Annotated in this window: 17 protein-coding genes and 2 pseudogenes; 5 read left to right on the forward strand and 14 right to left on the reverse strand. The window is 69.9% G+C overall.

The features are described 5' to 3' along the window. Position 1 precedes the first annotated feature (1 nt). The 4 genes and pseudogenes from ACIBJC_RS33175 to ACIBJC_RS33190 form a co-directional block, all read right to left on the reverse strand. Positions 2 to 1,303: an MAB_1171c family putative transporter gene (locus ACIBJC_RS33175; protein WP_399298925.1), complete on the reverse strand. Its 1,302-nt coding sequence runs from the start codon at positions 1,301 to 1,303 to the stop codon at positions 2 to 4. A gap of 24 nt (positions 1,304 to 1,327) precedes the next feature. Beyond that, a complete protein-coding gene (locus ACIBJC_RS33180) occupies positions 1,328 to 1,834 on the reverse strand; it encodes a ParH-like protein (RefSeq protein WP_399298927.1) in 507 nt (168 codons plus the stop codon). A gap of 77 nt (positions 1,835 to 1,911) precedes the next feature. Continuing rightward, positions 1,912 to 2,505, reverse strand: a complete 594-nt coding sequence (locus ACIBJC_RS33185; protein WP_399298929.1) for a helix-turn-helix domain-containing protein — start codon at positions 2,503 to 2,505, stop codon at positions 1,912 to 1,914. A gap of 285 nt (positions 2,506 to 2,790) precedes the next feature. Next, positions 2,791 to 2,955: pseudogene (locus ACIBJC_RS33190) on the reverse strand (multicopper oxidase domain-containing protein); the annotation flags it as partial. 41 nt (positions 2,956 to 2,996) lie between these two features. Between ACIBJC_RS33190 and ACIBJC_RS33195 the strand changes: the two are divergent. Next, positions 2,997 to 3,335: a WD40 repeat domain-containing protein gene (locus ACIBJC_RS33195; protein ID WP_399298931.1), complete on the forward strand. Its 339-nt coding sequence runs from the start codon at positions 2,997 to 2,999 to the stop codon at positions 3,333 to 3,335. 11 nt (positions 3,336 to 3,346) lie between these two features. Here the strand turns inward: ACIBJC_RS33195 and ACIBJC_RS33200 are convergent, their stop codons facing one another. From ACIBJC_RS33200 to ACIBJC_RS33215, 4 genes are all read right to left on the reverse strand, one after another. After that, on the reverse strand, positions 3,347 to 3,997 hold the full coding sequence (locus ACIBJC_RS33200; RefSeq protein ID WP_399298933.1) for a YdcF family protein: 651 nt from the start codon (positions 3,995 to 3,997) through the stop codon (positions 3,347 to 3,349). Between the two features lie 402 nt (positions 3,998 to 4,399). After that, a complete protein-coding gene (locus ACIBJC_RS33205) occupies positions 4,400 to 5,641 on the reverse strand; it encodes an FAD-dependent monooxygenase (RefSeq protein ID WP_399298935.1) in 1,242 nt (413 codons plus the stop codon). Between the two features lie 72 nt (positions 5,642 to 5,713). Then, positions 5,714 to 6,586: a LysR family transcriptional regulator gene (locus ACIBJC_RS33210; protein ID WP_399298936.1), complete on the reverse strand. Its 873-nt coding sequence runs from the start codon at positions 6,584 to 6,586 to the stop codon at positions 5,714 to 5,716. 356 nt (positions 6,587 to 6,942) lie between these two features. Then, positions 6,943 to 7,626 carry a type 1 glutamine amidotransferase domain-containing protein gene (locus ACIBJC_RS33215; protein ID WP_399298938.1) on the reverse strand — a complete coding sequence of 228 codons (684 nt, stop codon included), beginning with the start codon at positions 7,624 to 7,626 and terminating at the stop codon, positions 6,943 to 6,945. A 148-nt stretch (positions 7,627 to 7,774) separates the two neighbouring features. Here ACIBJC_RS33215 and ACIBJC_RS33220 point away from each other — a divergent pair, with 148 nt between their 5' ends. Together ACIBJC_RS33220 and ACIBJC_RS33225 are read left to right on the forward strand one after the other, a co-directional pair. Then, the gene (locus tag ACIBJC_RS33220; RefSeq protein ID WP_399298940.1) at positions 7,775 to 8,515 is read left to right on the forward strand and encodes a type 1 glutamine amidotransferase domain-containing protein; all 741 of its coding nucleotides are present in this window, start codon (positions 7,775 to 7,777) and stop codon (positions 8,513 to 8,515) included. A 206-nt stretch (positions 8,516 to 8,721) separates the two neighbouring features. Beyond that, positions 8,722 to 9,117 (forward strand): YciI family protein, encoded by a 396-nt coding sequence (locus ACIBJC_RS33225; RefSeq protein WP_399298942.1) that lies wholly within the window; start codon positions 8,722 to 8,724, stop codon positions 9,115 to 9,117. A 125-nt stretch (positions 9,118 to 9,242) separates the two neighbouring features. Here the strand turns inward: ACIBJC_RS33225 and ACIBJC_RS33230 are convergent, their stop codons facing one another. Both ACIBJC_RS33230 and tnpA read right to left on the reverse strand, forming a co-directional pair. After that, positions 9,243 to 10,184, reverse strand: coding sequence for a hypothetical protein (locus tag ACIBJC_RS33230; protein ID WP_399298944.1), 942 nt, complete (start codon positions 10,182 to 10,184; stop codon positions 9,243 to 9,245). Between the two features lie 198 nt (positions 10,185 to 10,382). Further along, positions 10,383 to 10,670 (reverse strand): IS200/IS605 family transposase, encoded by a 288-nt coding sequence (gene tnpA / locus ACIBJC_RS33235; protein WP_399298946.1) that lies wholly within the window; start codon positions 10,668 to 10,670, stop codon positions 10,383 to 10,385. Positions 10,671 to 10,700: 30 nt separating this feature from the next. Here tnpA and ACIBJC_RS33240 point away from each other — a divergent pair. Then, a pseudogene (locus ACIBJC_RS33240) lies at positions 10,701 to 11,892 on the forward strand (RNA-guided endonuclease InsQ/TnpB family protein). 247 nt (positions 11,893 to 12,139) lie between these two features. Here the strand turns inward: ACIBJC_RS33240 and ACIBJC_RS33245 are convergent. From ACIBJC_RS33245 to ACIBJC_RS33260, 4 genes are all read right to left on the reverse strand, one after another. After that, positions 12,140 to 12,856, reverse strand: a complete 717-nt coding sequence (locus ACIBJC_RS33245) for a TetR/AcrR family transcriptional regulator (RefSeq protein WP_399298948.1) — start codon at positions 12,854 to 12,856, stop codon at positions 12,140 to 12,142. Positions 12,857 to 13,022: 166 nt separating this feature from the next. Next, positions 13,023 to 14,417 carry a S1 family peptidase gene (locus tag ACIBJC_RS33250; protein WP_399298950.1) on the reverse strand — a complete coding sequence of 465 codons (1,395 nt, stop codon included), beginning with the start codon at positions 14,415 to 14,417 and terminating at the stop codon, positions 13,023 to 13,025. A 160-nt stretch (positions 14,418 to 14,577) separates the two neighbouring features. Further along, the gene (locus ACIBJC_RS33255; RefSeq protein WP_399298952.1) at positions 14,578 to 15,096 is read right to left on the reverse strand and encodes a hypothetical protein; all 519 of its coding nucleotides are present in this window, start codon (positions 15,094 to 15,096) and stop codon (positions 14,578 to 14,580) included. Between the two features lie 219 nt (positions 15,097 to 15,315). After that, complete coding sequence (locus ACIBJC_RS33260; RefSeq protein ID WP_399298953.1) at positions 15,316 to 16,833, reverse strand: ATP-binding protein; 1,518 nt, start codon at positions 16,831 to 16,833, stop codon at positions 15,316 to 15,318. A gap of 469 nt (positions 16,834 to 17,302) precedes the next feature. On the opposite strand from ACIBJC_RS33260, the gene pglX reads away from it, so the two are divergent. Beyond that, the gene (gene pglX, locus ACIBJC_RS33265; RefSeq protein ID WP_399298955.1) at positions 17,303 to 20,851 is read left to right on the forward strand and encodes a BREX-2 system adenine-specific DNA-methyltransferase PglX; all 3,549 of its coding nucleotides are present in this window, start codon (positions 17,303 to 17,305) and stop codon (positions 20,849 to 20,851) included. Positions 20,852 to 20,946: the final 95 nt, after the last annotated feature.

Below are 20,946 nucleotides of genomic sequence, written 5' to 3' on the forward strand. Positions count from 1 at the left end.
CTCACTCCGTCGCCGTGGCGGCGGCCAGCGCCTCGCCGGTCAGCGGCGCGTACAGATGGCGGGCGACCCGCACGAGATGCGCCCGCTCCTCCACCGGTTCCGCGTCCAGCCCCGGCAGCGGGGCCTGGTCCTCTCGGGGGCGTGGCGGCGTCCCCGCGTTCAGCGCCTCCACGGCGCCGCGCAGGGCGGTGGCCACGATCAGCGCCGCCCGGTCGGCGTCGTCCAGACCGTCCCGCTCGGCGAGCGCGGTCGCGGCGGGGACCACGGCGGGGGTGACCCAGGGGCGCAGCGTCAACTGGCCGTCCCGTATCTCCAGTCCGCGCCGCGCGGTGCGCCACTCCAGGTCGCGTACGGCCAGCCGCTCGGTCCAGGCGGACGGCGGCGCCTCCAGGGCGAGCCGCCGGTCCGCCCGGTAGACGAGGTCCCACAGCGGGCGCAGGGCCTGGTAGTCGCGGCGCCTGCGGATCCAGGCGGCGACGGCGGGCCCGGCGAACCCGGTGGTGATGAGGACGGCGCCGAGCGCGGCGAACGCCGGGCCGAGGGCGGTGCTCAGCCACTCCGTACCGGTGATCCCGGCGGCGGCGGTACCGATGGCGACGAGTTTGCTGACGCCGTATCCACAGGCGACGAAGGCCCCGACGGCGAGTTTCCCGATCCCCCGGCGCAGCGGCCCTTCCGGCAGTCCGGCGGCGTGGCGGAGGCAGACGCGGCCGATGTCGATCAGCGCGAAGCCGAACAGGCCCTGGTAGAGGACGAGGAAGAGCGCGATCGACGGGTTCGTGGCGAAGGTGGTGTCGAAGGTGAGCGGGGTCTCCGGGCTCGTGGCCCCGCCCGCGAAGAAGAGCACGATCATCGCGGCGACCAGGACGGCGAAGACCGAGAGGCGTACCCGTACCGGGCGCCAGGTCTCCACGGCCGCCTCGTCCCACACCCGCGCGTCGACGCGGTCCTCGGGCGGGGTCCACATCCGCGCCAGCACCACGGCGGCGGCGGAGAACCCCATGATGCCGAGATAGACGAAGAGCGTGGCCAGATTGGGGCGGTGCGCGAGCCGGTCGACCAGCCGGTAGACGACCGGGGCGGCGACGACGAACGCGGTCGCGGGCGAGGCGATCGACAGGGCGACGACGAGCAGTCCCGGGCTCGGGTCGCGGCGCCAGGCCCGTATCTTCAGGGCGGCGACGACCCAGGCGACCGTACCGATGCCGAGGTAGACGAGATTGAACGGCGCCTCGGGTATCGGCGGCGCCCCGAGAGCCGGGCCGGCCGCGCCTATGTGGGATATGTCAGCTATGCCTGACATCCCGTGCCCGTATGCGCCCGTATGTCAGACATGCTGTCCTTTGCGGTGTTCCATCGCCGGCGCCAGTTGGGATGTCGTCCCGGCGCCGGGGGCCAGTACGAGGGTACGCGTCAGCTCCGCGCCCAGGATCTCCGCCTCCTCCTCGGCCGCCTCGTCGTAGTGCGAACGGCCGAGGACCAGCCTGACCAGGTCGGGGTCGAGGGTGGGCAGGTCCACCTCAGCCGCCTCCTCGTCGGCGGACGGCGCCTCGGCGAGGTGCCCGCACAGGAGGTGGGCGAGTTCGTGGCAGATGATGTGGGCCTGGTGCAGGGACGAGGTCTCCTGCTCGAAGTGGACGAGATCGGCCTCGGCGCGGCGCTCGACGAACCCCGAAGGCTCCCCCACCCGCATCCGGCGCGGCACCAGTCGGACCTGGCGGCCGGTCCGGTCGGCGACCGCCGTACAGAGCTCCTCGACGGTGCGTGTCCTCGGCAGATCCAGCTCTCTGACCATGGCCCGCATGCGGCGGCGGGTGCGCCCAAGATCTCCCACGCTCTCCCCATCGACCTCGGCGTCGGCGCCCGTTCCGGCAAGGCGCCAGTGTCCCAGAGGGGTTCGCCCGCTGTCGGTCACTCCTCGGAACGGATGTCGGAACGGATGTCGGACCGGACATCAGGCCGGACATCGGAACGGCCGTCCTGACGGTCGTCGGAACGGACATCGGGCCGGCCGTCCTGACGGTCGTCGGAACGGTCCTCCGTGTGACCGTGGGGCAGCCCGACCGCCTTGCGCAGTTGCTCCACCACCGTAAGGGCCGCGTCCTGCATCGCCGGAGGCAGTCCGGCCGCCCGCATCGCGATGCGCTCCACCCGGGCGTCCCGCAGCGCCTCGATCTTCCGCAGGTCGCGCTCCACGGCCTGGGCGGTGGCGGAGTCGCTGAAGTAGTCCAGCGGGACGCCGAAGAACTTGGCGATCTTCACCGCGTTCTCCAGGCTGGGCTTCTGGCTGCCCTTGCGGAGGTTGCCGATGTACGTGCCGCTCAGCCCCGTCCCCTCGGCGATCTCCGAGTCACGCCAGGGACGGCCCAGGTCCTTCGGGTATATCACCGAGATCACACGCCGGAAGCGGGCCGCGAAGTCCAGGGGCTCCGACGACGCCGTCTCCCCACCCTCGCCGGGACGGGGGGCCGACGCTTCTGAGTGTGGAGAATCGGTGGTGGCCATGGGTCGGACTATAGAACTCTTCGACCCTCGGCGGGGATCTCACCACTCGATCGATTTACACGATCGTTGTGAAAAAACGGGGCAAAAGCCAGAAGAAACCGTGAATCTCCGCCTCCACCACAACCGTTAATCCACGATAGTTGACTTCCGCCCGCCTCACCTACAGGATCGTCCTCGCCGGTACGACAACAACGGCCCCGGATCGCGAAAGCGCCGGGCGCCGCTGCCTCACGGGGGTGGGCAGCAGCGCCCGGCGCCTATGCGCCGTCCGGTGTGGACGTGGTGTCAGTGGCCGCCGTGACCCGGCTGGTGATGGTCGAAGACCAGCACCTCCCGGGGCATGACGGTGAACGGCCGCATCATGCCCATGTCCTCGTGCTCCAACAGGTGGCAGTGGTACATGAACCGGCCGTGCGCCCCGGTGAACTGGCCCATGACCTTGACCATTTCGCCGCGCCGGCCGACGGCTGCTCGCCGCACTGACCCCCGGGGTGTCAGGGCTCGCCCGGACGTCGCTCGCATTCTCGCCCGACAGCCGTACGGTCGCCGTCGGCGGCCCGGACGGCTCCCTGCGCCTCTGGGACACCTCGGCCCCCGGCTCAGGCGGCGCACCGCTCCCCCCGGCGGAAGGCCCGGTCCTGGCCCTGGCCTTCACCGGCCACGGCCCCGCCGGACGCCTCCATGTCACGACCCCGCGCCGAACCCTGCGCACATACGACCTCGGCCTGCCCCGCACGGCGGAGGCGGTCTGCGCCCGCGCCGGGGGCGGCCTGCCCCCGACCGCCTGGCACACCTACCTCCCCGACCTGCCCTTCCGTACGACCTGCTGAGCGCGGGCGAGTCATCCGAGGACGAGGCGGCTCGTGTAGCCAGCGCGGCACAGCCGTTCATATGCGGCTGTCACGTCGTGAGGCACGGACTGGGTGGTCATGAATCCCTGTTCGGGGTAGACCAGCAGTCGTTGCAGTGCGCCGACGAGCATGTCGAGCACGAGGCGCGGTTCCCCGATCGACTCGACGTACGCCGCAAAGGTCATCGGCGTGGACGCGCTGACGAACTCGACGCCGGGCCAGAGTTTGCACGCCGTGGCGTACGCGCGTCGTTCCTCGTAGGGCTTGCTGATCAGCAGCACGGACGTGACGTCGACCCCGGCGTCTTCGAGCAGCGCTCGCGAGAAGCGGATGTTCTCGCCGGTGTTGCGTGCCCGCGCTTCCACCAGCACGACCCGCTCGGGGACGCCGAGTTCGAGGGCGCGGTCCCGGTAGTGGACGGCCTCTCCGCGCGGCATGCGGCCCTGTGTCGTACGGCTGGTCGCCCCGGTGAACACGATCAGCGGGGCCATGTCGCGCCGGTAGAGCTCCACAGTGGTATCGGCCACGCTCAGGTCATGGCTGCCGAGGCCGACGGCGACCGAGCAAGGGCGTGGCTCGTGGCGCATCTGGTGGAAGTCCCACAACCGCACGGCGTCCGACCATGCCTGTGCCGAGATCACCGCGCATTCCTTCCGTCCCGGGCCGAGTCGGGAATCTTGAAGCTGTACGCCGCCGCGCGGCATGACTACCGGGCAGCGCCGCCGCGCGGCATGACTACCGGGCAGCGCCGCCGGGCCGGAGGATCGTGACCGGTACGCCGACGCGCGCGGCGTGGGCCACGACAGCAGCGGTGCCACCGTAGCCGCGTGCGGGCGGGCCGTCCCGGACGGGAGCACTCCCGGCGAAGGAACAACCGGCCGCAACGGGACAGGGCCCGGCGGAACGGGCCCGGCAACTGCACTCAACGGCACAGGAGGCCAACGATGCGTGTGGCCTACAGAGCCCCGGCGGAAGGCCCGGTCCTGGCCCTTGCTCTGGCCTTCACGAACAAGGATCGGCCTGCCCCCGGCCGCCCGGCGTACCTACCTCCCCGACCTGCCCTTCCGTACGACCTGCTGACCGCGGGCGAGTACCCGGGCGAGCCTCGGGCCCAGTCGGCGTTTGAGGGTGCGCAGGGCCGTCACGCGGCTCGCAGCGCGGTCGAGGCGGTAGTAGAGCGCGGGCGGGACGTAGGGCAGCAGCGGGGAGTGGCGCTGGCCGAGGAGGGCGAACATGTGCGCGGGCGGGAGGTGGATGTAGCGCGTCAGGTTCTCGTACCACCGCGCGCTGTAGCGGGCCGCGCTCTGTACGGGCAGGAGCGCGGACCGGCGTTCGCGCTCGTAGCGGGCGAGGGCGGTCGGCAGCTCCGTGTGGTCGCGCAGCGCGCCCGCCAGGGCGATGGCGTCCTCCAGTGCGAGGGTGGTGCCCGCGCCGACGGAATAGTGCGTGGTGTGCGCGGCGTCGCCCATCAGGACGAGGCGGTCACGGGACCAGGTGCGGTGGGCGAGGGTGCGGAAGGTGCGCCACTGTGCCGGGCCGGCGTCGGAGTCGGCCCGACCGATGAGACCGTGTCCGTCCAGCGGTACGGCGAACAACTTCTCCAGCAGGGCCAGAGTGGCGGCCTCGTCGGTCTCGTGGAGGCCGAGGCCCTTCCAGGTCGCCTCGGAGCACTCGACGATGCAGGTGCTGTGCCGCTCGCTGAACCCGTAGCCGTACGCCCAGATCCAGCCGTGCCCGGTCTCCGTGAAGGCGAAGGTGAAGGAGTCGAAGACCTTGGTGGTGCCGAGCCAGACGTACCTGTTCCGGCCGGGCGTGGCCTGCGTACCGAAGTGGTCGGCGTGCCGCTCGCGCAGGCCGCTGTTCACGCCGTCGCAGGCCACGACGAGGTCGGCGTCGGCCAGTTCGGCGTCGTCGGGGCCGACGGTGACCTCGTGCTCGTACGCGATGTGCACGCCCAGCTCCACGGCGCGCTCGGCGAGGATGTCCAGCAGTTCGCGGCGGCCGATGCCGAAGCCCTCGTCGCCGTGGTGGACGGTCGTGAGGTCGCCCACGTGCGCGACCCCGTCGCTCCAGCGGACCGAACGCTCGCTGATGGTGCGGGCGGACTCGGGGTCGTGGGTGTGCAGCTTCTCGATGAGGCCGCCCCAGTAGGTCACCCCCCAGCCGTAGGTCGAACCGGCCGGGTTCCGTTCGTAGACGGTGATCTCGTGGGACGGGTCCTGCCGCTTCATCAGGATCGAGAAGTACAGTCCGGCGGGCCCGCCGCCGACGCAGGCGACCTTCACACACACTCCCCTTGGCAACACTGAGCGATCAATTGGCAGCGAAGAGTAACAGGCGGGTGGGCGGTGAGGCCGTCACATCCACAGGCGGGCTTTCATGAGGAGCTGCCCGTGGAGCAGGGACAGGTCCGTACGGCTGAGATCCCCGTCCCGGGTGGCGAGGTAGAAGGTGTTGATGGGCGGGAGTTCGGGCTCCAGCAGCTTGACGACCTCGCCGCGCACCAGCTCATCGGCCGCCAGATAGCTGGGGAGTACGGAGATGCCCGCGGACGACTTCACCGCGGCGAGCGCCCCGCGCAGATCCGGTACGACGAGGGAGGGCGTCGCGGTCGGCCGTAACCCGAAGACCGTGAGCCAGTAGCGGCGGATGATCGGCAGGGACTCGGCGTACGCGATCAGCGGGTACTTGGCGAGGACGGCCGGGCCCTCCTTCTCCGTGAGCCGGTCGAGGGGGATGTCCTTCGCCAGCTCCGGGGAGGCGAGGAGCGCGAACTCCTCGTCCACCAGCGTCGTGGCGGTGATGCCGCGCAGCCGGGGCCGTACGGTCGACAGGACGAGGTCGAAGTCCCCGCTCATCAGCCGCCCCAGCAGGTCGTCGGCGAGGCCGAAACCGAAGGTGAGGCGCAGCCCGTCGGCGACGAGGTCGCTGACCGCGGGCAGGACGCGCGAGGTGATCAGCTCCACCGGCCCGCCGACGAAGAGCGGATGGCCGTCGGGGGCACCGCCGAAGTGGCGCTCCACCACCGTGCGGAGCGCGTCGACCGGGCCCTGCACCTCGCGCAGCAGGGTCTCGGCGGCGGGGGTGGGGAGGGCGCCCTGCGGGATGCGGTCGAAGAGGGACTTGCCCAGCTCCCGTTCCAGATTGCGGATCTGGTGGGTCACGGTGGGCTGGGAGAGTTCGAGCCGCTGGGCCGCCTTGGTGAAGGAGCCCAGACGGTAGACGGTCACGAACCGTCCGCAGCCAGCTCAGTTGTACCGCCATGGTCAAGGCCGTCCCCCTGTGCGCTCGCCCCGCGCGGCGCTCGGCGGGGTGGTGGTCGTACTCGTCGGTCGACAGTGCCGACACTCAGCGGGGTGGTCGGGGGAGGCCGGGTGTCTGGTGTCCATGCTGCGCGAAATGTCGCGGTCGCGCAGTCCGGTCGACGGAAAACACCCGTAAGGGCGCGGCGAATACGTACGTACGGCCGCTTCTCGTGCCCGAGAGCACGAGAAGCGGCCACTTACATGGGGGAGCGCGTGTCGACCTGCTCCGGTTCCTCTGTCCGGCTGGGCGGGACGGGCTGGGCAGGACGGTCGGCGCCGGGTCAGGCGGCGGGCGCCTCCAGTTGCTCGACCACCAGCTCGGCGACCCGCAGCGCCGAGGCCGGGTTCTGGCCGGTGACCAGCCGCTGGTCGGCGACGGCGTGCTCGGCGAAGTTGCCCGCCTTGGTGATCTTCGCGCCGCGCTCCGCGAGCCTGCTCTCCAGCAGGAACGGCACGACCTCGGTCAGCCCGACCGCCGCCTCCTCCTCGTTGGTGAACGTCGAGACCTGCTTGCCCTCCACCAGGTACGAACCGTCCCCCAGCCGGATGTTGACCAGGCCGGCAGGCCCGTGGCAGACGGCGGCGACGACACCGCCCCGCTCGTACACCCCGGCGGCCAGCGCGGCCAGGTCCTCCGAGCCGGGCAGGTCCCACATCGCGCCGTGGCCGCCCGCGTAGAAGACGGCGTCGTAGTCGTCGGCGGACAGCTCACCGGGCGCGGCCGTGCTGGACAGCGCGGCGGCGGTGTCGGGGTCGGCGAGGAAGGCGGCCTGCACCTGGTCGTCGGGGTCGACCCCGTCACGCGGCGGCGCGCCGCCCTGGACGGAGACGTAACTGATCTCGTACCCCGCCGCGCGGAACACGGCGGCGGGGTGGGCCACCTCGGGGACGTAGAAGCCGGTGGGCCGGCCGGTGTCGCCGAGGGCGCCATGGCTCGTGAGCGCGAACAGAACCTTTTTGGCCATTACCGTTCTCCATTTCCGTGTGCGATTCCGTTCACCGAATGTAGACACCGGGAATCCCGACCGCCAAATAATCTGTTCGATTGCCCCCATAGAGAAATTCATGGAAGCTATTCGTTACGGTGAGCTCCCTTCGGAGAATGGAATGGATATGAAAGAGCCCGGAGAGAGCGGAGCGGGCACGGCACGCGGGGAGGGACCGGCGCGGCGCGGGCTGATCGTAGTGAGCGGCGTCGCCCGGCTGCCCAGTGGCCGTCAGGCGGGCTTCTGGCTGCCCGAGGCCGCGTACCCCTGGCGCGCCCTGCTCGCCGCCGGCTGGGACTTCGCCTTCGCGGGCACCCGCGAGGGCACCCCGCAGATCGGCGGCGTCGACCGCTCCGACCTGCCGCAACGCCTCTTCCTCGACGATGCCACGGTGCGCGAGCGCCTCGCCGCGACGACGACGGCCGACCACTACGGGCCCGCCGACTTCGGCATCGTGCTGATCGCGGGCGGCCACGGCGCCATGCTCGACCTCCCCGAGGACCCGCGCCTGGCCGACTTCCTGACGCGTTTCCACGCCGGGGGCGGTGTGCTGGTCGCGGGGCGCAGGGTGACCGGTTTCTCCCGGGCCGAGGAGGAGGCGGCGGGGCTGGCCGCCACCGTGCCGTTCTTCCTGGACGAAGCGCTGCGTGAGCGGGGTGCGCATTACGAGTCGGGCGAGCCCTTCACGCCTCATGTCGTACGGGACGGAAACCTGGTCACGGGACAGAATCCGGCGTCGGCGGAGGAGGCCACGGCTCTCGGTATGCGGCTGGCACTCGGCAGGGAACTTCCCGGGAACTGGCTGATCGGGCACACCAGGAATTACGCCGGTTCCGTACGTTCGGGGACGGTCGGAAATGTGCGCTGAATGACCGCGCAATCCCCGGACGGAGAAATTCCTCTTCGGCGGGCCGAGGAGATCTGCCCTCTTCCCGCCCGGGAGATCGGCCAACTTCCTGCCCGGAGTGCGATGAGTTCCGGGGCCGGGGACGGTCAACCCCTCACAAGCCCCGGACGGAACCTCCGGACACAAGCCCCGGACACAAGCCCCGTACGGAACAAGGGAGTCACGACATGAAGTACATGGTGCAGCTCTTCGGGAACCGCGAGACCTGGGACGCCGACATGGCCGGCTACACCCCGGACACCATGCGCGCGATGCACGCGCACATGACCGGGCTCAACGACGAGCTCGTGAAGAACGGCGAGTTCGTCCAGGCCGAGGGGCTCGGCGGACCGGGCGGCGTCAAGTCCGTGCGCGCGCGGACCGGCGGCGCCCCGGAGGTGACGGACGGACCTCACTTCCCGGCCGAGAAGATCCTGGCCGGCTACTGGGTGATCGACGTGAAGGACGAGGCGCGGGCGATCGCGTTCGCGGCCCAGGTCTCCGCGTCTCCGGGCCCGGACGGAGCACCGACCAACGAGCCGGTCGAGATCCACGCGGTGCCGTCCGGACCGCCGGAGGCGTGAGCGTACGGGTCCCCCTCACCCGCCGGTGAGGGGGACCCGTCATCGCGTGGGACCACCCCGACCCCGCGCCCCGCCGGGGTCCGTTGTCCGGCCCTGGGCCCTCTCCGGCCTGGGACCTGTCCGGCCTACTGCTGGTCCGCGGCGAAGACGTCGCCCATCGAGCCGAACTTGCCGCCTTCGGAGTGCATCCCCTTCTTCTTGTTCATCGGGGAGAACGCGCTGGTCTTGCCGTCCTGCATGTACGACTTCAGGTAGGCGGACTGGCCCTTCGACTTGGCGTTGGCCAGGTCGATCAGAGGCTGGTAGTCGGCCTGCGTGACAGCGTTCATGATGGCGAAGCGGCTGGCCGCCCCGGCAGCCGCGTGGAGCGCCGCCACGGGACCCTCCGCCGCCTTCTTCCCGTCCGCGTCGAGCGGGAACCGGGCGGGCACCGACATCTTCACCACGGGGCCGTTGCCACCGGTCTCGGAGATCGCCTTCCCCTCCCCGACGTTGAAGTTGACGGCGATGACCGTGTAGCCCGCCGCCCCGGCCTCGGCGAGGAAGCCCGGGGACTGCTGGTCCGCCTCGGTGATCCCGCCGGTGCCGCCGCTGGTGGGGTTGCCCCAGGCGGCCGCGGGGTTGCCCGTGCCGACGCCGATGTAGAGCAGCACCTCTTTGCCGGCGGCCTGCGCCGTCTCCATGACTTCGTGGACCCGGCCCGCGGCCTCGCCGAGCAGCCGGATATCGTCCGGGTCGAGGGCGCCGCCGAAGCCTCCGGCCTCGCCCACGGGCGTGGGTTTGAGCCCCGCCCTCTGCACCGGCTGCGCGGACTGGGCGGACTGCGCGGACTGCGCGGACTGCGCGGAGCCCATCGCCCTCTGGAGGGGCGTCACGGGCCCCGCGTGCTGCCGGTCCCCCGCCCCCGGGGCGGACATCGCGCGGACCACCGACCTGTTTCCCGCGGAGTTCTGCAAGGTGCGCATGGGCGACTCCGGCCCGCCGGTACGCGCCAACGGGCGGTCACCGGCCGCGTGGCCGCGCGCGCGGCCCGGGTCGTGTGAGGAGTGGGCGTCACGGCTGTGCACGGCGGTTCCTTCCGAAGGGCCGGAGGTTGCCCACCCATTGTCCGCGCCCGCGGGCATCCGCGGGAAGGGCGCCGGGGACCACAGGGAGGGCAGGGCTGCTGCCCTCCCGGCGCACCCGGGCCATCTCTGATCTTGCGTGGGTATCCCCGGCTTCAGCCGGGGAGGGAAACGCATCCTGAGACTGCTCTGACCGACGCCTTAGAGCGGACGTTTTTGCTGCTCGATGTACTGACGGATCACGGTCAGCGGTGCGCCGCCGCAGGAGGCTGCGAAGTAGGAGCGGGACCAGAACACGGAGCCCATCCCGATCGGGTTGATCCGGCCGGTGTACTCGGCCCGCAGGTAGCGGGAGGAGACGCCTTTGAGGCTGTTGATCAGCTTGGACAGGGCGATCTTCGGGGGGTAGTGGATGAGCAGGTGGACGTGATCGGCCTCGCCGTTGAACTCGCGTAGCTCCGTCTCGAACTTGTCGCATACCTCCCGCATGATCTCCTCGCACCGCTTCAGCAGTTCCTCATGCGGCCCACCGTGGGCCAGGCCGCCGCGCTCGGCGAGATGCTGCGCGATCACTGCTCCCTGTACAACGGCGCGTTGCAGGAGCGCCGCGACGCCTACCGGCACGCCTCCAAGATGAGCATCAAGTACGGGCAGCAGTCCGCGCAGCTCAAGGAGATCCGGGCGTTCGACCCGGAGCGTCAGGGCCGCTGGTCGTTCTCCAGCCAGCAGGCCACCTTGCGACGGTTGGACAAGGCGTTCCAAGCCTTCTTCCGGCGCGTGAAGGCTGGGGAGATACCCGGATACCCCAGGTTCCGGGGCGTGAACTGGTTCGACACCGTGGACTTCCCCAAGGACGGCGACGGCTGCCGCTGGGACTCCACCCCCCACGACCCGCAGACCCGCGTACGCCTCCAAGGTGTCGGGCATGTCAAGGTCAACCAGCACCGGCCGGTGGTCGGCAAGGTCAAGACCGTGTCCGTCAAGCGCGAGGGTAAGCGCTGGTACGTCATCCTGACCGCCGAGCAAGCCCAGCCCGAACCGCTTTTGGCAACCGGCAGCGTGGTCGGCATCGACATGGGCATAGCCAACTTCCTCGCCGACTCCAACGGCGAGTTCGTTCCCAACCCGCGCCACGGCCGGAAGGCCGCCGCGAAGCTCGAAGCCGCGCAGCAGGCACTGTCTCGTTTCCCCCGCGTCCGCCGGGACAAGCGCACCAAGAACCAACAGCGCGCCGTTCAGCGCGTCGCTGACCTTCACCGAAAGGTCCGGCGTCAGCGCCTGGACCACGCCCACAAGACCGCGCTTGACCTCGTGCGGGGAACACGACTTCATCGCGCATGAAGACCTCAAGATCCGCAACATGGTCAAGGCCCCCGCGCCGAAGCCGGACCCCGATACGCCGGGCAGCTTTCTGCCCAACGGGGCGGCGTCGAAGGCCGGTCTCAACCACTCGATCTCTGATGCCGGATGGGGGGTGTTCCTGACGATCCTGCACGCCAAGGCTGAAAGCGCCGGACGGGACGTGATCGCCGTGGACCCCCGCGACACCTCCCGGACCTGCCCCGAATGCGGGCACGTCTCAGCGGAGAACCGGCCCACACAGGAGAAGTTCCACTGCGTCTCGTGCGGCCACCAGGCGCACGCGGACACGGTGGGAGCCCTAAACGTTCTACGGGCCGGGCTGGTCCGTCGCGACGCCAACCCGGCATAGCGAGAAGCCCCCCTCGTTCACGAGGGGGAGGAGTCACGTAGCCGTAGTACGAGCAGTGCGCAGGTGATGATGTTGCCGTCCACGATGACGTCGCTGTCGACGACCTCGGCACCCGCGTTGATCACGTCGTCGCGCAGTCCGAGATCGCAGTTCCGCTCAAATAGGAGATTCTGGCGGGGGTATGAAGATTCCTTGTTGAGGGGAATCTGATGTTCCGGGGCGAGCTCGGACGGGGCCCTGGACAGCCTCAATAAATCGAACGGGACAAGGAGAAACGATTTTGGCCACCCGGGTAAGGGGAATCCCCTGAGGGGTCGCCCTTCCTCGCCGCGGCCTCGGCGCCCAGCGCGTCGTACGCCAGCTCGACCAGCACGGGCAGCCCCTCGGGGCCCTCGTCCACGCGGCGCGCCCACAGCCGGAGCGCGGCGATCAGCACCCCGGAACCGGCGCCGACGACCACCCCGGGACGGGGGTCCCGGTCGGGGTCCACCCCGAGCCGGTCGGCGAGGATCCGTACGGACTCCTCCTGGGCCTCGATCCGCACCCGCTCGTACGCGGCGAACAGCGCGGGCTCGCGGTCGATGAGGGCGAAGAGCTCCCGGCCGCGGGGGCGCCGGTGCACGCCGGGGCACACCTCGTCGAACACCCACTCACGGACGGCCGACCGGTAGGCCACCAGGGGCGGTTCGCCGGCCGGGCGGGCGCGCAGGGCGTCGTTGATGCGCTCGCCGTCGACACGGGTCGACTCGACGGCGGCGTCCTCCTTGCCGCTGAAGTGGCGGCTGAACGTACGGCGGGTGACATCGGCGCGCTCGGCGATGGCCTCGACGGTGACATCCGCCAGGCCCCGCTCCAGCATGAGCTCGGCGGCGGCGGCCCCGAGCGCCTCCCGGGTGCGCCGTGCCTTGCGCTGCCGGCCGTCCTCGACGGGGGCGGCGGTCCTGTCGGTCTCCGGCCGGGTCACCTCATCACCTTCATACGCCCGATCGTACACGCCAAATGTCCCATTGGGACATGATTCGCTTACTGTCGGATACCCTCGCAGGGCAGCCGAAAGCGAGGTATAGGCGCGGTATTCGGCCCCGTCCGCGCCGGCCCCCTTCCGTGCCGGCCCTCGCCCGGCACGGGCGTCAGCCCCAGCTCTGCGCGTACTGACTGCGGTAACTGGCCTTCTCCGACCACATCCGCTGCGCCATCGTCAGCCCCAGCAGGCTCAGAGCGATGATCACCAGCCCGGGTACGAGGGTCCGGTAGTCCACGATCGAGCTGACGGAGCCCGTACCCGTACCGCTGCCGACCCCCGTCCCCACACCGGCTCCCGTCCCGGCGCCCGTACCGGTTCCGCCGCCGCCCGCGTCCGTGCCCGCCGGGCTGGGGACGGCCTGGTCCACCGTCCCGTCGCTGCTCCCCGTCGCCGTCTCGTTGCCGCCGCCCGCCTCGACGCCCGCGAGTCGCACCCCGAGGGCGGCCATCGCCGGCGAGACCGGCTGGAAGAACGTCGTCCCCCCGACGGTGCAGTCCCCGCTGCCGCCCGAGGTCACACCGAGCGCCAGCCCCTGCGCGAGGAGCGGTCCGCCGCTGTCCCCCGGCTCGGCGCAGACCGTGGTCTGGATCAGCCCGGTGACCGTGCCCTCGCGGTAGTTCACCGTCACGTTCAACGCCGTCACCTGCCCGGAGCGCAGCCCCGTGGTGCTGCCGCTGCGGAACACCTGCTGGCCGACCACCGGATCGGCGGCGCCGATGATCCGTACGCCCCGGCCGTCACCGATGTCGACGGTGCTCGTGCCGTCGAACGCGGCCGGATTCTCGTACTGCACCAGGGAGAAGTCGCTCCCGGGGAACGTCGTGGCGACCGTGGAGCCGACCAGCGTGGCGCCTCCGGCGTCCTGGAACCAGGTGGTGCCCGCGGGGCCGCAGTGCCCGGCCGTCAGGACGAAGTCGTTCTGGCCGTCCGTCACGTTGAAGCCGACGGAACAGCGGTCGCTGTTGGTGAAGATCGGCGCGGCGCCGTTCACCTTCGTACGGAACTCCCCCGTGGTCCGTTCCATCTCCACGGAGTCGCCGATCCCGTCCGCGACCTCGGTCATCCGGGACCAGTCGCCGGCGGACACGGTCCGGTCGGCCTGCACCACGACCCGGTTGGCGGCATAGTCCACGGCCCACGCGGTCCCCGGCACCCGGGGCGCCTCACGCAGCGCCTCGGTCGCGGAGCTCAGGTCGCGCATGCTGTACCGCATCACCTCGGCCCGCGCCCCCTCGCGCCGCACCTCGGCCGCCGCGTCCTCGTCCGTCACGGCGACGACCGGCCGCCCGTCGGCGGCGATCCAGGTACCGGCGGTACGCGAGGCACCGAGCTTCGCCACCAGCCCCGCCCCGACCTCGCCGACGGCCGCGCCCCCGGCCCCCGTCGAACGTCCGGCCGGCTCGTCGGCCACGGCGTTGGAGACCAGCAGCCCCCCGCAGACCAGCCCGCCGACGGCGGCGAGTCTCGTGATCCGCCGCAGGTGACGTCGCGCGTGCTTCATCCGTGGCCCCCAATGTCGTACCGGTACGACGTCTACGACGTCGCCAGCGCCGGAGCCCCGGGCATCAGAGGGCCCTCCTCCCATACGTACGGGGCCCGGGCGCGGTTCAAAGCCCGCCGGAATTTCCGCTCGCGCGGCCCCTCCGGCCGACATCCGGCGGCTACCGCTCGGGAAGTTCGGTGATGGCCCGGTCACTGACGACAGCCGCCAGGATCATCGGGGCGTCGCCGTCGCACTGGTTGACGGAGATACCGACCCAGCGGGGACTCTCGCCCACCGGCCCCCAGACCGACAGGTCGCCATAACACTCCTCGTCGCACAGCGCCTGGAAGAGCGGCGGCATGGGCTCGCCCGCCTGCTTCCGGAAGAGCGGTACGTGCATGGCCACCCGCCGCCAGGGGCCCCAGCGGCCCGCCAACTCCGCCGCGAGGGCGTCCAGATGGCCCTGGGCCGTCTCCTCCGCATCGGTCCACGCCCGCTCGTACACCCCCACGAGCCCCTCGCTCTCCCAGAGCGGCACGATCAGGAAGCCCTCGCCCCGGGTCGCGCTCCACTCCCCCGTGACCGGCTCTCCCTCGCCCACCGTCGGCCCGGCCGCCGGCACGGGAACGGCGAGCAGGGCGAGGACGTCGGAGACGGCGCGGGCGGTCTCGAAGGTCTCCCTGATACGGGCGGTCACAGCGTGGCCCGGCCCCGGAAGCCCTGCGCCGAACGTCCCATCCCCTGCCCTTCGTCGTCGTACGCCGTCGCGTACCCCGCGCCAGTGCCGGATTCCCGCGGCGGCCCCTTACACGGGCGTCCCCAGAACACAAACATGCTTCGGCACCTACAGGCTCTGTGGCCGCCATCGTGGCAGCCCATCACATACGACGGGGTCGGCCGCCCCGCTTTTCGCGTCTTACGGGAGAAGCAGGGCGGGTGTCGTCCTGCCGTACAGCTCGTCGAGGCCGATCAGCAGTACGTCCCCGTCGCCTCGTACCGATTCCGCGCGCAGCGCGTCACTGAAGCCCGCCCCACTGAAGCACGCGAGACCGCAGCGTCTCGTGTCCATGCCCCGTTCGGCGAGAACGTCCCTGGCCCGGCGCAGACGCTCCAGGTGCCCCAGCCCCATGACGGTCCCCCACTTCACCTCGCCCAGCAGCGCGGCCTTGGGCCTGCCACCGCCGGATCCCGGCTCGACCACAGCCACGTCGATCTGGACCTGCTTCCGCGTCGCCGGATCGACCACCACACCGGCGCCGACCTCTCCCATCGAGCCGGCCAGCAGAGACCGACCCGGCCCGAGTACGTACTCGCGGCACACCGTCTCGAAATGCGGCCCAGCCACCTGCGCCGCGAAACGCTCCGACGCCGCCGCCCACACTTCGACAGCCTGGCCACTCTCCAGCCGGGCCCACGAGGGACGCATCACGGCCTCGTAGAAATTGATCAACGGTTCCGTGATCCGGTACTGCGACTTTCCGGCCCGGAAGACATCCGCCTCCCTCACCAGCAGATGGCTGTCCTCCAGCACGTTGAGCGGGTGCGAGATGTCCACCGCCTTACGGCCGATGTACCCCGCGATCCCTCCCCGCGTGGAGTTGCCCTGTGCCACGGCGGCAAGGACCGAGTGGTACAGCGCCGTGTCGCGGACATCCGCCTCCTCTGCGAGCAGATAGCGCGCCTCCCGGAAGAGCGGGCTGAGTGGCGAAAGAACCGTACGGCAGAGCCAGTCGTCAAACTCCTCCAGGTCTGCCGGGACGTCGTTCGCCAGGAACTGCCGCAGGTACGCCGGCGTGCCACCGACCACGGCATGCAGCCGGGCCGCGAGGGCCGGGCTGTCGGCAACGCCCCAGAAGTCGGCCGCAGCGCGGTAGCCGAAGGGCCGTACGACGAGTTCGAGCTGAGCCCGCCCGCGCAACGGCGCGGTACTCGCAAGCAGACCTCCCATGACGGACATCGCCGATCCGCACAACAGCAGCCGCATCCGGTTCTCCTCGACCTGAAAACGGTCGATCTCCCGCTGCATCAGCGACGGAAGTTCCTGCGCGGCCTTCACCAGATAGGGGAACTCGTCGATCACCACCAGCAGAGGCCCCTCCCCGCGATCGGGAGCGGCGAGGCCGAACACATACGTCACCGCGTCGTCCCACGTGGCGAAGGAGAAGGGAACCGGAGAGCCCGCATACTCGGCCAGCGCGGCGCCGAACTGACGCAGTGACTCCGTCGCCGTCGCCGCGGTCGCACCGAAATAAAAACCGCCTTGCTGTTCGACCAGGGCACGCAGGAGAAACGTCTTCCCCATGCGCCGCCTGCCGCTGACGATCCCGAGCATGGCGTGCGGCAGGGGCCTGTGCACAAAACGTGTCAGGGCTTCCCACTCGGTCCCACGGTCGTAGACATGGGCCGGCTTGGCCGGCACCTGTGACTGCTGCACGATCCCACTCCTTAGGTCTGCACCCCTAAGGAGTGTACTCCTTAGGGGTGTCGCGCCTGCCCATGAGTTGGGGTGTTATTCGCCATTGAGGAAATGATGCGCAGCAAGCCCCAACGTCGCCAGCCCGAGGAAGGTCCCACCTCCAGCTCCGAGCGAGACCACCACGCCCGCTCCAGCGAGCCAGAGAACCCCAAGAGACACGCCACCTCCGATCACACCCGCCTGCATGATGATCGCCAACCAGAGACCCCGCCGCGCGCGGCCGTCAGCACTCGCACTCATGACACACCCCTCGTTCAGGGGCGACACCCGACCGGCCGCCCCTCCGAGATGGAGCGTAGCGAGATCTCCCAACACTCTCAACTATTTACGGAGCTCACCATAATTTACAGCTGCCGCGGTGATAATCTGGGCCCCCGGGGATCAACGGTGTGCGTCCCCACCAGAACCACTGCCTCCGGGAGCGCACATGATCTCCAGCTCGCTCCTTACGGTGGAGCTGAGTCAGGCGACGGCCCGCCTCGAACGCGATCTGCACGAGCGAGTCGGCTTGGGCGATGCCGCGACCGCACTGCGGGCGGAGTACCGGACCGCCGTAGGCGAGTCGCGGAGCTCGGCCACTTGGTCCGAGTGGCTGCACAACCAGGTGGCCCAGGTGGCCACGTCCTGGGTGCTTGCCACGGTCATGCTCCGATTCTGCGAGGACAACCACATCGCGAACCTGTCCTTCGCCACCGGCACCAAGGCCTTCCCGGACCGGCCGTCCCTCCCGGTACGGGACGCCCGCGATTCGATCATCGCCGCAGTGGATCGTCTCCGCTCCCAACCCGCCATGGCCACGGTGTTCGACCGGCGGAGCAATCCCCTGTGGAAGATCACCCCGAGCCGCGAGGCGTGCGAGGAGCTTCTGTCGTTCTGGCGCCGCAGAACTCCGGACGGCACCCTGGTCCACGACTTCGCGGATGAGTCGCGCGATACGCGCTTCCTCCAGGACCTCTACGTCGGCCTCAATGAGCAGTCACGAAAGTCGTACGCCCTGGTCACGACCCCACCCTTCGTGGCCGACCTGATACTCGACCTCACGCTCGATCCCGCGATCGAGGAATTCGCTTCCTCTCCGGCCGGTCTGGCAGGGTTTCGTACCATTGACCCGGCATGCGGATCAGGCACGTTCCTGATCAGCGCCTTCGACCGCCTGTTCCGGCAATGGTCCAGAGTCAGGCCGGACATGAGTCGCTGGCAGCGCGCGGCCAGAGCGCTCAGATCCATCCACGGGTGCGATCTCAACCCTTGTGCCGTGAGCATCACGCGCTTCCGCCTCGTGATCGCGGCCATGAATGCCGCCGATGAGCCACGGCTGGACGACATGCCCGACGTACCCATCGTGGTGGCGTCGGGAGACTCGCTCCTTCACGGCAAAGCCCCGCTCGCTGTCGACAGCGGCGCTCCGGAACCATCAGTGATCGACTCCGCACAGGACCTTGACACGCACTCCGACCGGTACGGCCTCCTCGGCCGTGCCTCTTACCACGCAGTGGTGTCCGATCCCCCCTACATCACGGTCAAGGACAAAGCCCTGTCCAAGGCCTACCAGGAGGCGTACCCGAGTTGCAGCGGGCGCTATGCGCTCACCGTTCCCTTCACCGAACTCGCCTTCGATCTCGCTGTGCGAGGGACAGCCGGCGGCTACGTCGGAGAGCTGCTGGCCAACTCCTTCATGAAGCGGGAGTTCGGACGGAAGCTGGTCGAGGACGTGCTGTCCCGGGTCGAAATCTCTCATGTGATCGACACCTCCGGGGCCTACATTCCTGGTCACGGCACGCCGACCGTCATCCTTGCCGGACGGAACCGCGTGCCCGATCCCACGCTCCCAGTACATACGGTTGTCGGACTGCGGGGTGAGCCGTTTCCTCCTCCCGATCCGAGCGAAGGTGCGGTCTGGCAGTCGCTGCGTCAAACGTCGCGCAGCCCCGCCGTGACCCCGTGGACGGAGTCTTTCCTGGAGGAGCGGAGCCGACTGACTGTCTTCCCCTGGACCCTGGCGGGATCATCGGCCAAGGCCGTGCTGCGCCTGATGGAGCGCGGCGAACCGCTGGAGAAGCGTGTTGCTCGTATCGGCTACGGAGGCAATACGGGTTCCGACGACATCTTCTGTGCGCCGCCGCACTCTTTCCGGCGATACGGCACCGAGGACGCCTCCCGCGTACCGGTGCTGACCGGATCGGGAGTACGCGACTGGTCCGCGCGCACCGAGATGGAAGCATTCTTCCCGCGAACGGGGGACGGCACCGGGATCGTCGCCCTCGACCGGGTCCCACGACATCACCGTCGGCTCTGGCCGTACCGGTCGGTCCTCGGCGAACGGACCGGCATGGCGCACTCGGCTCGGTGGTACGACTGGCACCAGGTCGCGACTGGCCGGTACGTGCACCCCTGGGGCATCGTGTTTCCTTGGGTGTCCACTCATCCTCACTTCAGCCTTCTGCGAGACACCGTGGTGCCCCTCAACTCGGCGCCGGTCATCAAGCTCTCCCCGGACGCCTCGGAAGAAGACCACCTGCGGATACTCGGTGTACTCAACACTTCGATGGCCTGTTTCTGGCTCAAGCAGATGAGCCAGAGCAAGGGCGGGCCCCGAGCCGACCAGCTACGGGGTGGTGAAGCCTGGGAGAAGATCTATGAGTTCACCTCCACCCGGCTTCTGGAGCTGCCCCTCCCCGCGTCGCTCCCCCTCGCCCACGCGGCGGAACTCGACCGCCTCGCCACCGTGCGCACCGCGTACCTGTCGGAACTCGCCGCCCCCGGCACGCGCCTCACACATGACCATCTGAAGTCGGTCAAAGGCCACTGGCTCTCAGCCCGGTCCCGGATGGTGGCCCTCCAGGAAGAGCTCGACTGGCGGACGTACGCGGAATACGGCCTCCTCCCTGTCGGCTCTCCGCTGACGGAGGGCCCGGCCGAGCCTCCTTCGATCGAGCCGGGCCAGCGTGCCTTCGAGATCGCCCTCGCCCGGCGGGTCATGCGGGGTGAGGCTTCCACCATGTGGTTCGAACGCCATGGAACGCCCCTGGTCACCGAAGTTCCCGGCCACTGGCCGTCCGCCTACCAGGACCTCGTAAGGCGCCGCATCGACGCCATCGAGGAAAACGCGGCAGTGGCGTTGCTGGAGCAGCCGGAGTACAAGCACAGGTGGTCGGCACCTGACTGGGACTCCGTACTCCGGACGATTCTGCGTGACCGCATGCTGGATCGTTGCGAAAACCCCCAGCTCTGGTTCGAGGAGCGCGTAGGCGAGCGCCAACCTGTCACGCGCACGGTCGGGGAACTGGCCGAACTGCTGGCGCGGGAGCCGGAGTTCACCATGCTCGCGGCGCTCCACTCTCCTGATGCCCGGATTCTCGATGTCGTGCAGAGCCTGATCGCGGACGCCCACGTACCAGAAGCGGCGGCGCTCAGATACAAGGCGTCCGGGCTACGCAAGCGAGCCCAGTGGGAGGCCCTGTGGGCTCAGCAGTGGCAGGAGGACCACGCTCCCCGAACGGCTGGGCGGCGGCAGGAAATCAACGTCGACAGGCCCACGTCCATTCCACCGCGGTACACCGCCGCGGATTTCGTCAGGCCGTCCTACTGGTATCAGCGCGGCAAGTTCGACACCCCCAATGAGCGATTCACCTCCTACCTGCCCCCCTTCGCTCCGGTGCTGTCCACCACATTGATCGGCTGGGCCGGGTGGGACGCGCGCGAACGGGCTCTGGCACTCTTGAATCTCTTCAATTCGGCTGCCCGTCCCCACACCGACAGTTCCGAGTGGGTACTGCCCGCAGTGGCAGCTCTTCGAGAGGTGCTGGCCTGGATACCACGGACCGGCGCGGCACCGGGTCCTGTCAAGCCGTCGGATGAGGACGAAGTGCTGACGACTGCTTTCGAACGTCTCGTGCACCGGCTCGGTATACCTGAGGACACCATTGCCTCCTGGCGTCCTCCGGCGCCGAGAAGAGGGCGTCCGCGCAAGACCTGACCCACCGGCCCTCGTCCGTCCACCTGTGCGGGGCGACGAGCAGCGCTCGGCCTCGGAGACGGCGCGGGCGGTCTCGAACCTCTCCCCGATACGCC

This window comes from Streptomyces sp. NPDC050509 (assembly GCF_044457965.1).
Classification (GTDB): Bacteria; Actinomycetota; Actinomycetes; order Streptomycetales; family Streptomycetaceae; genus Streptomyces.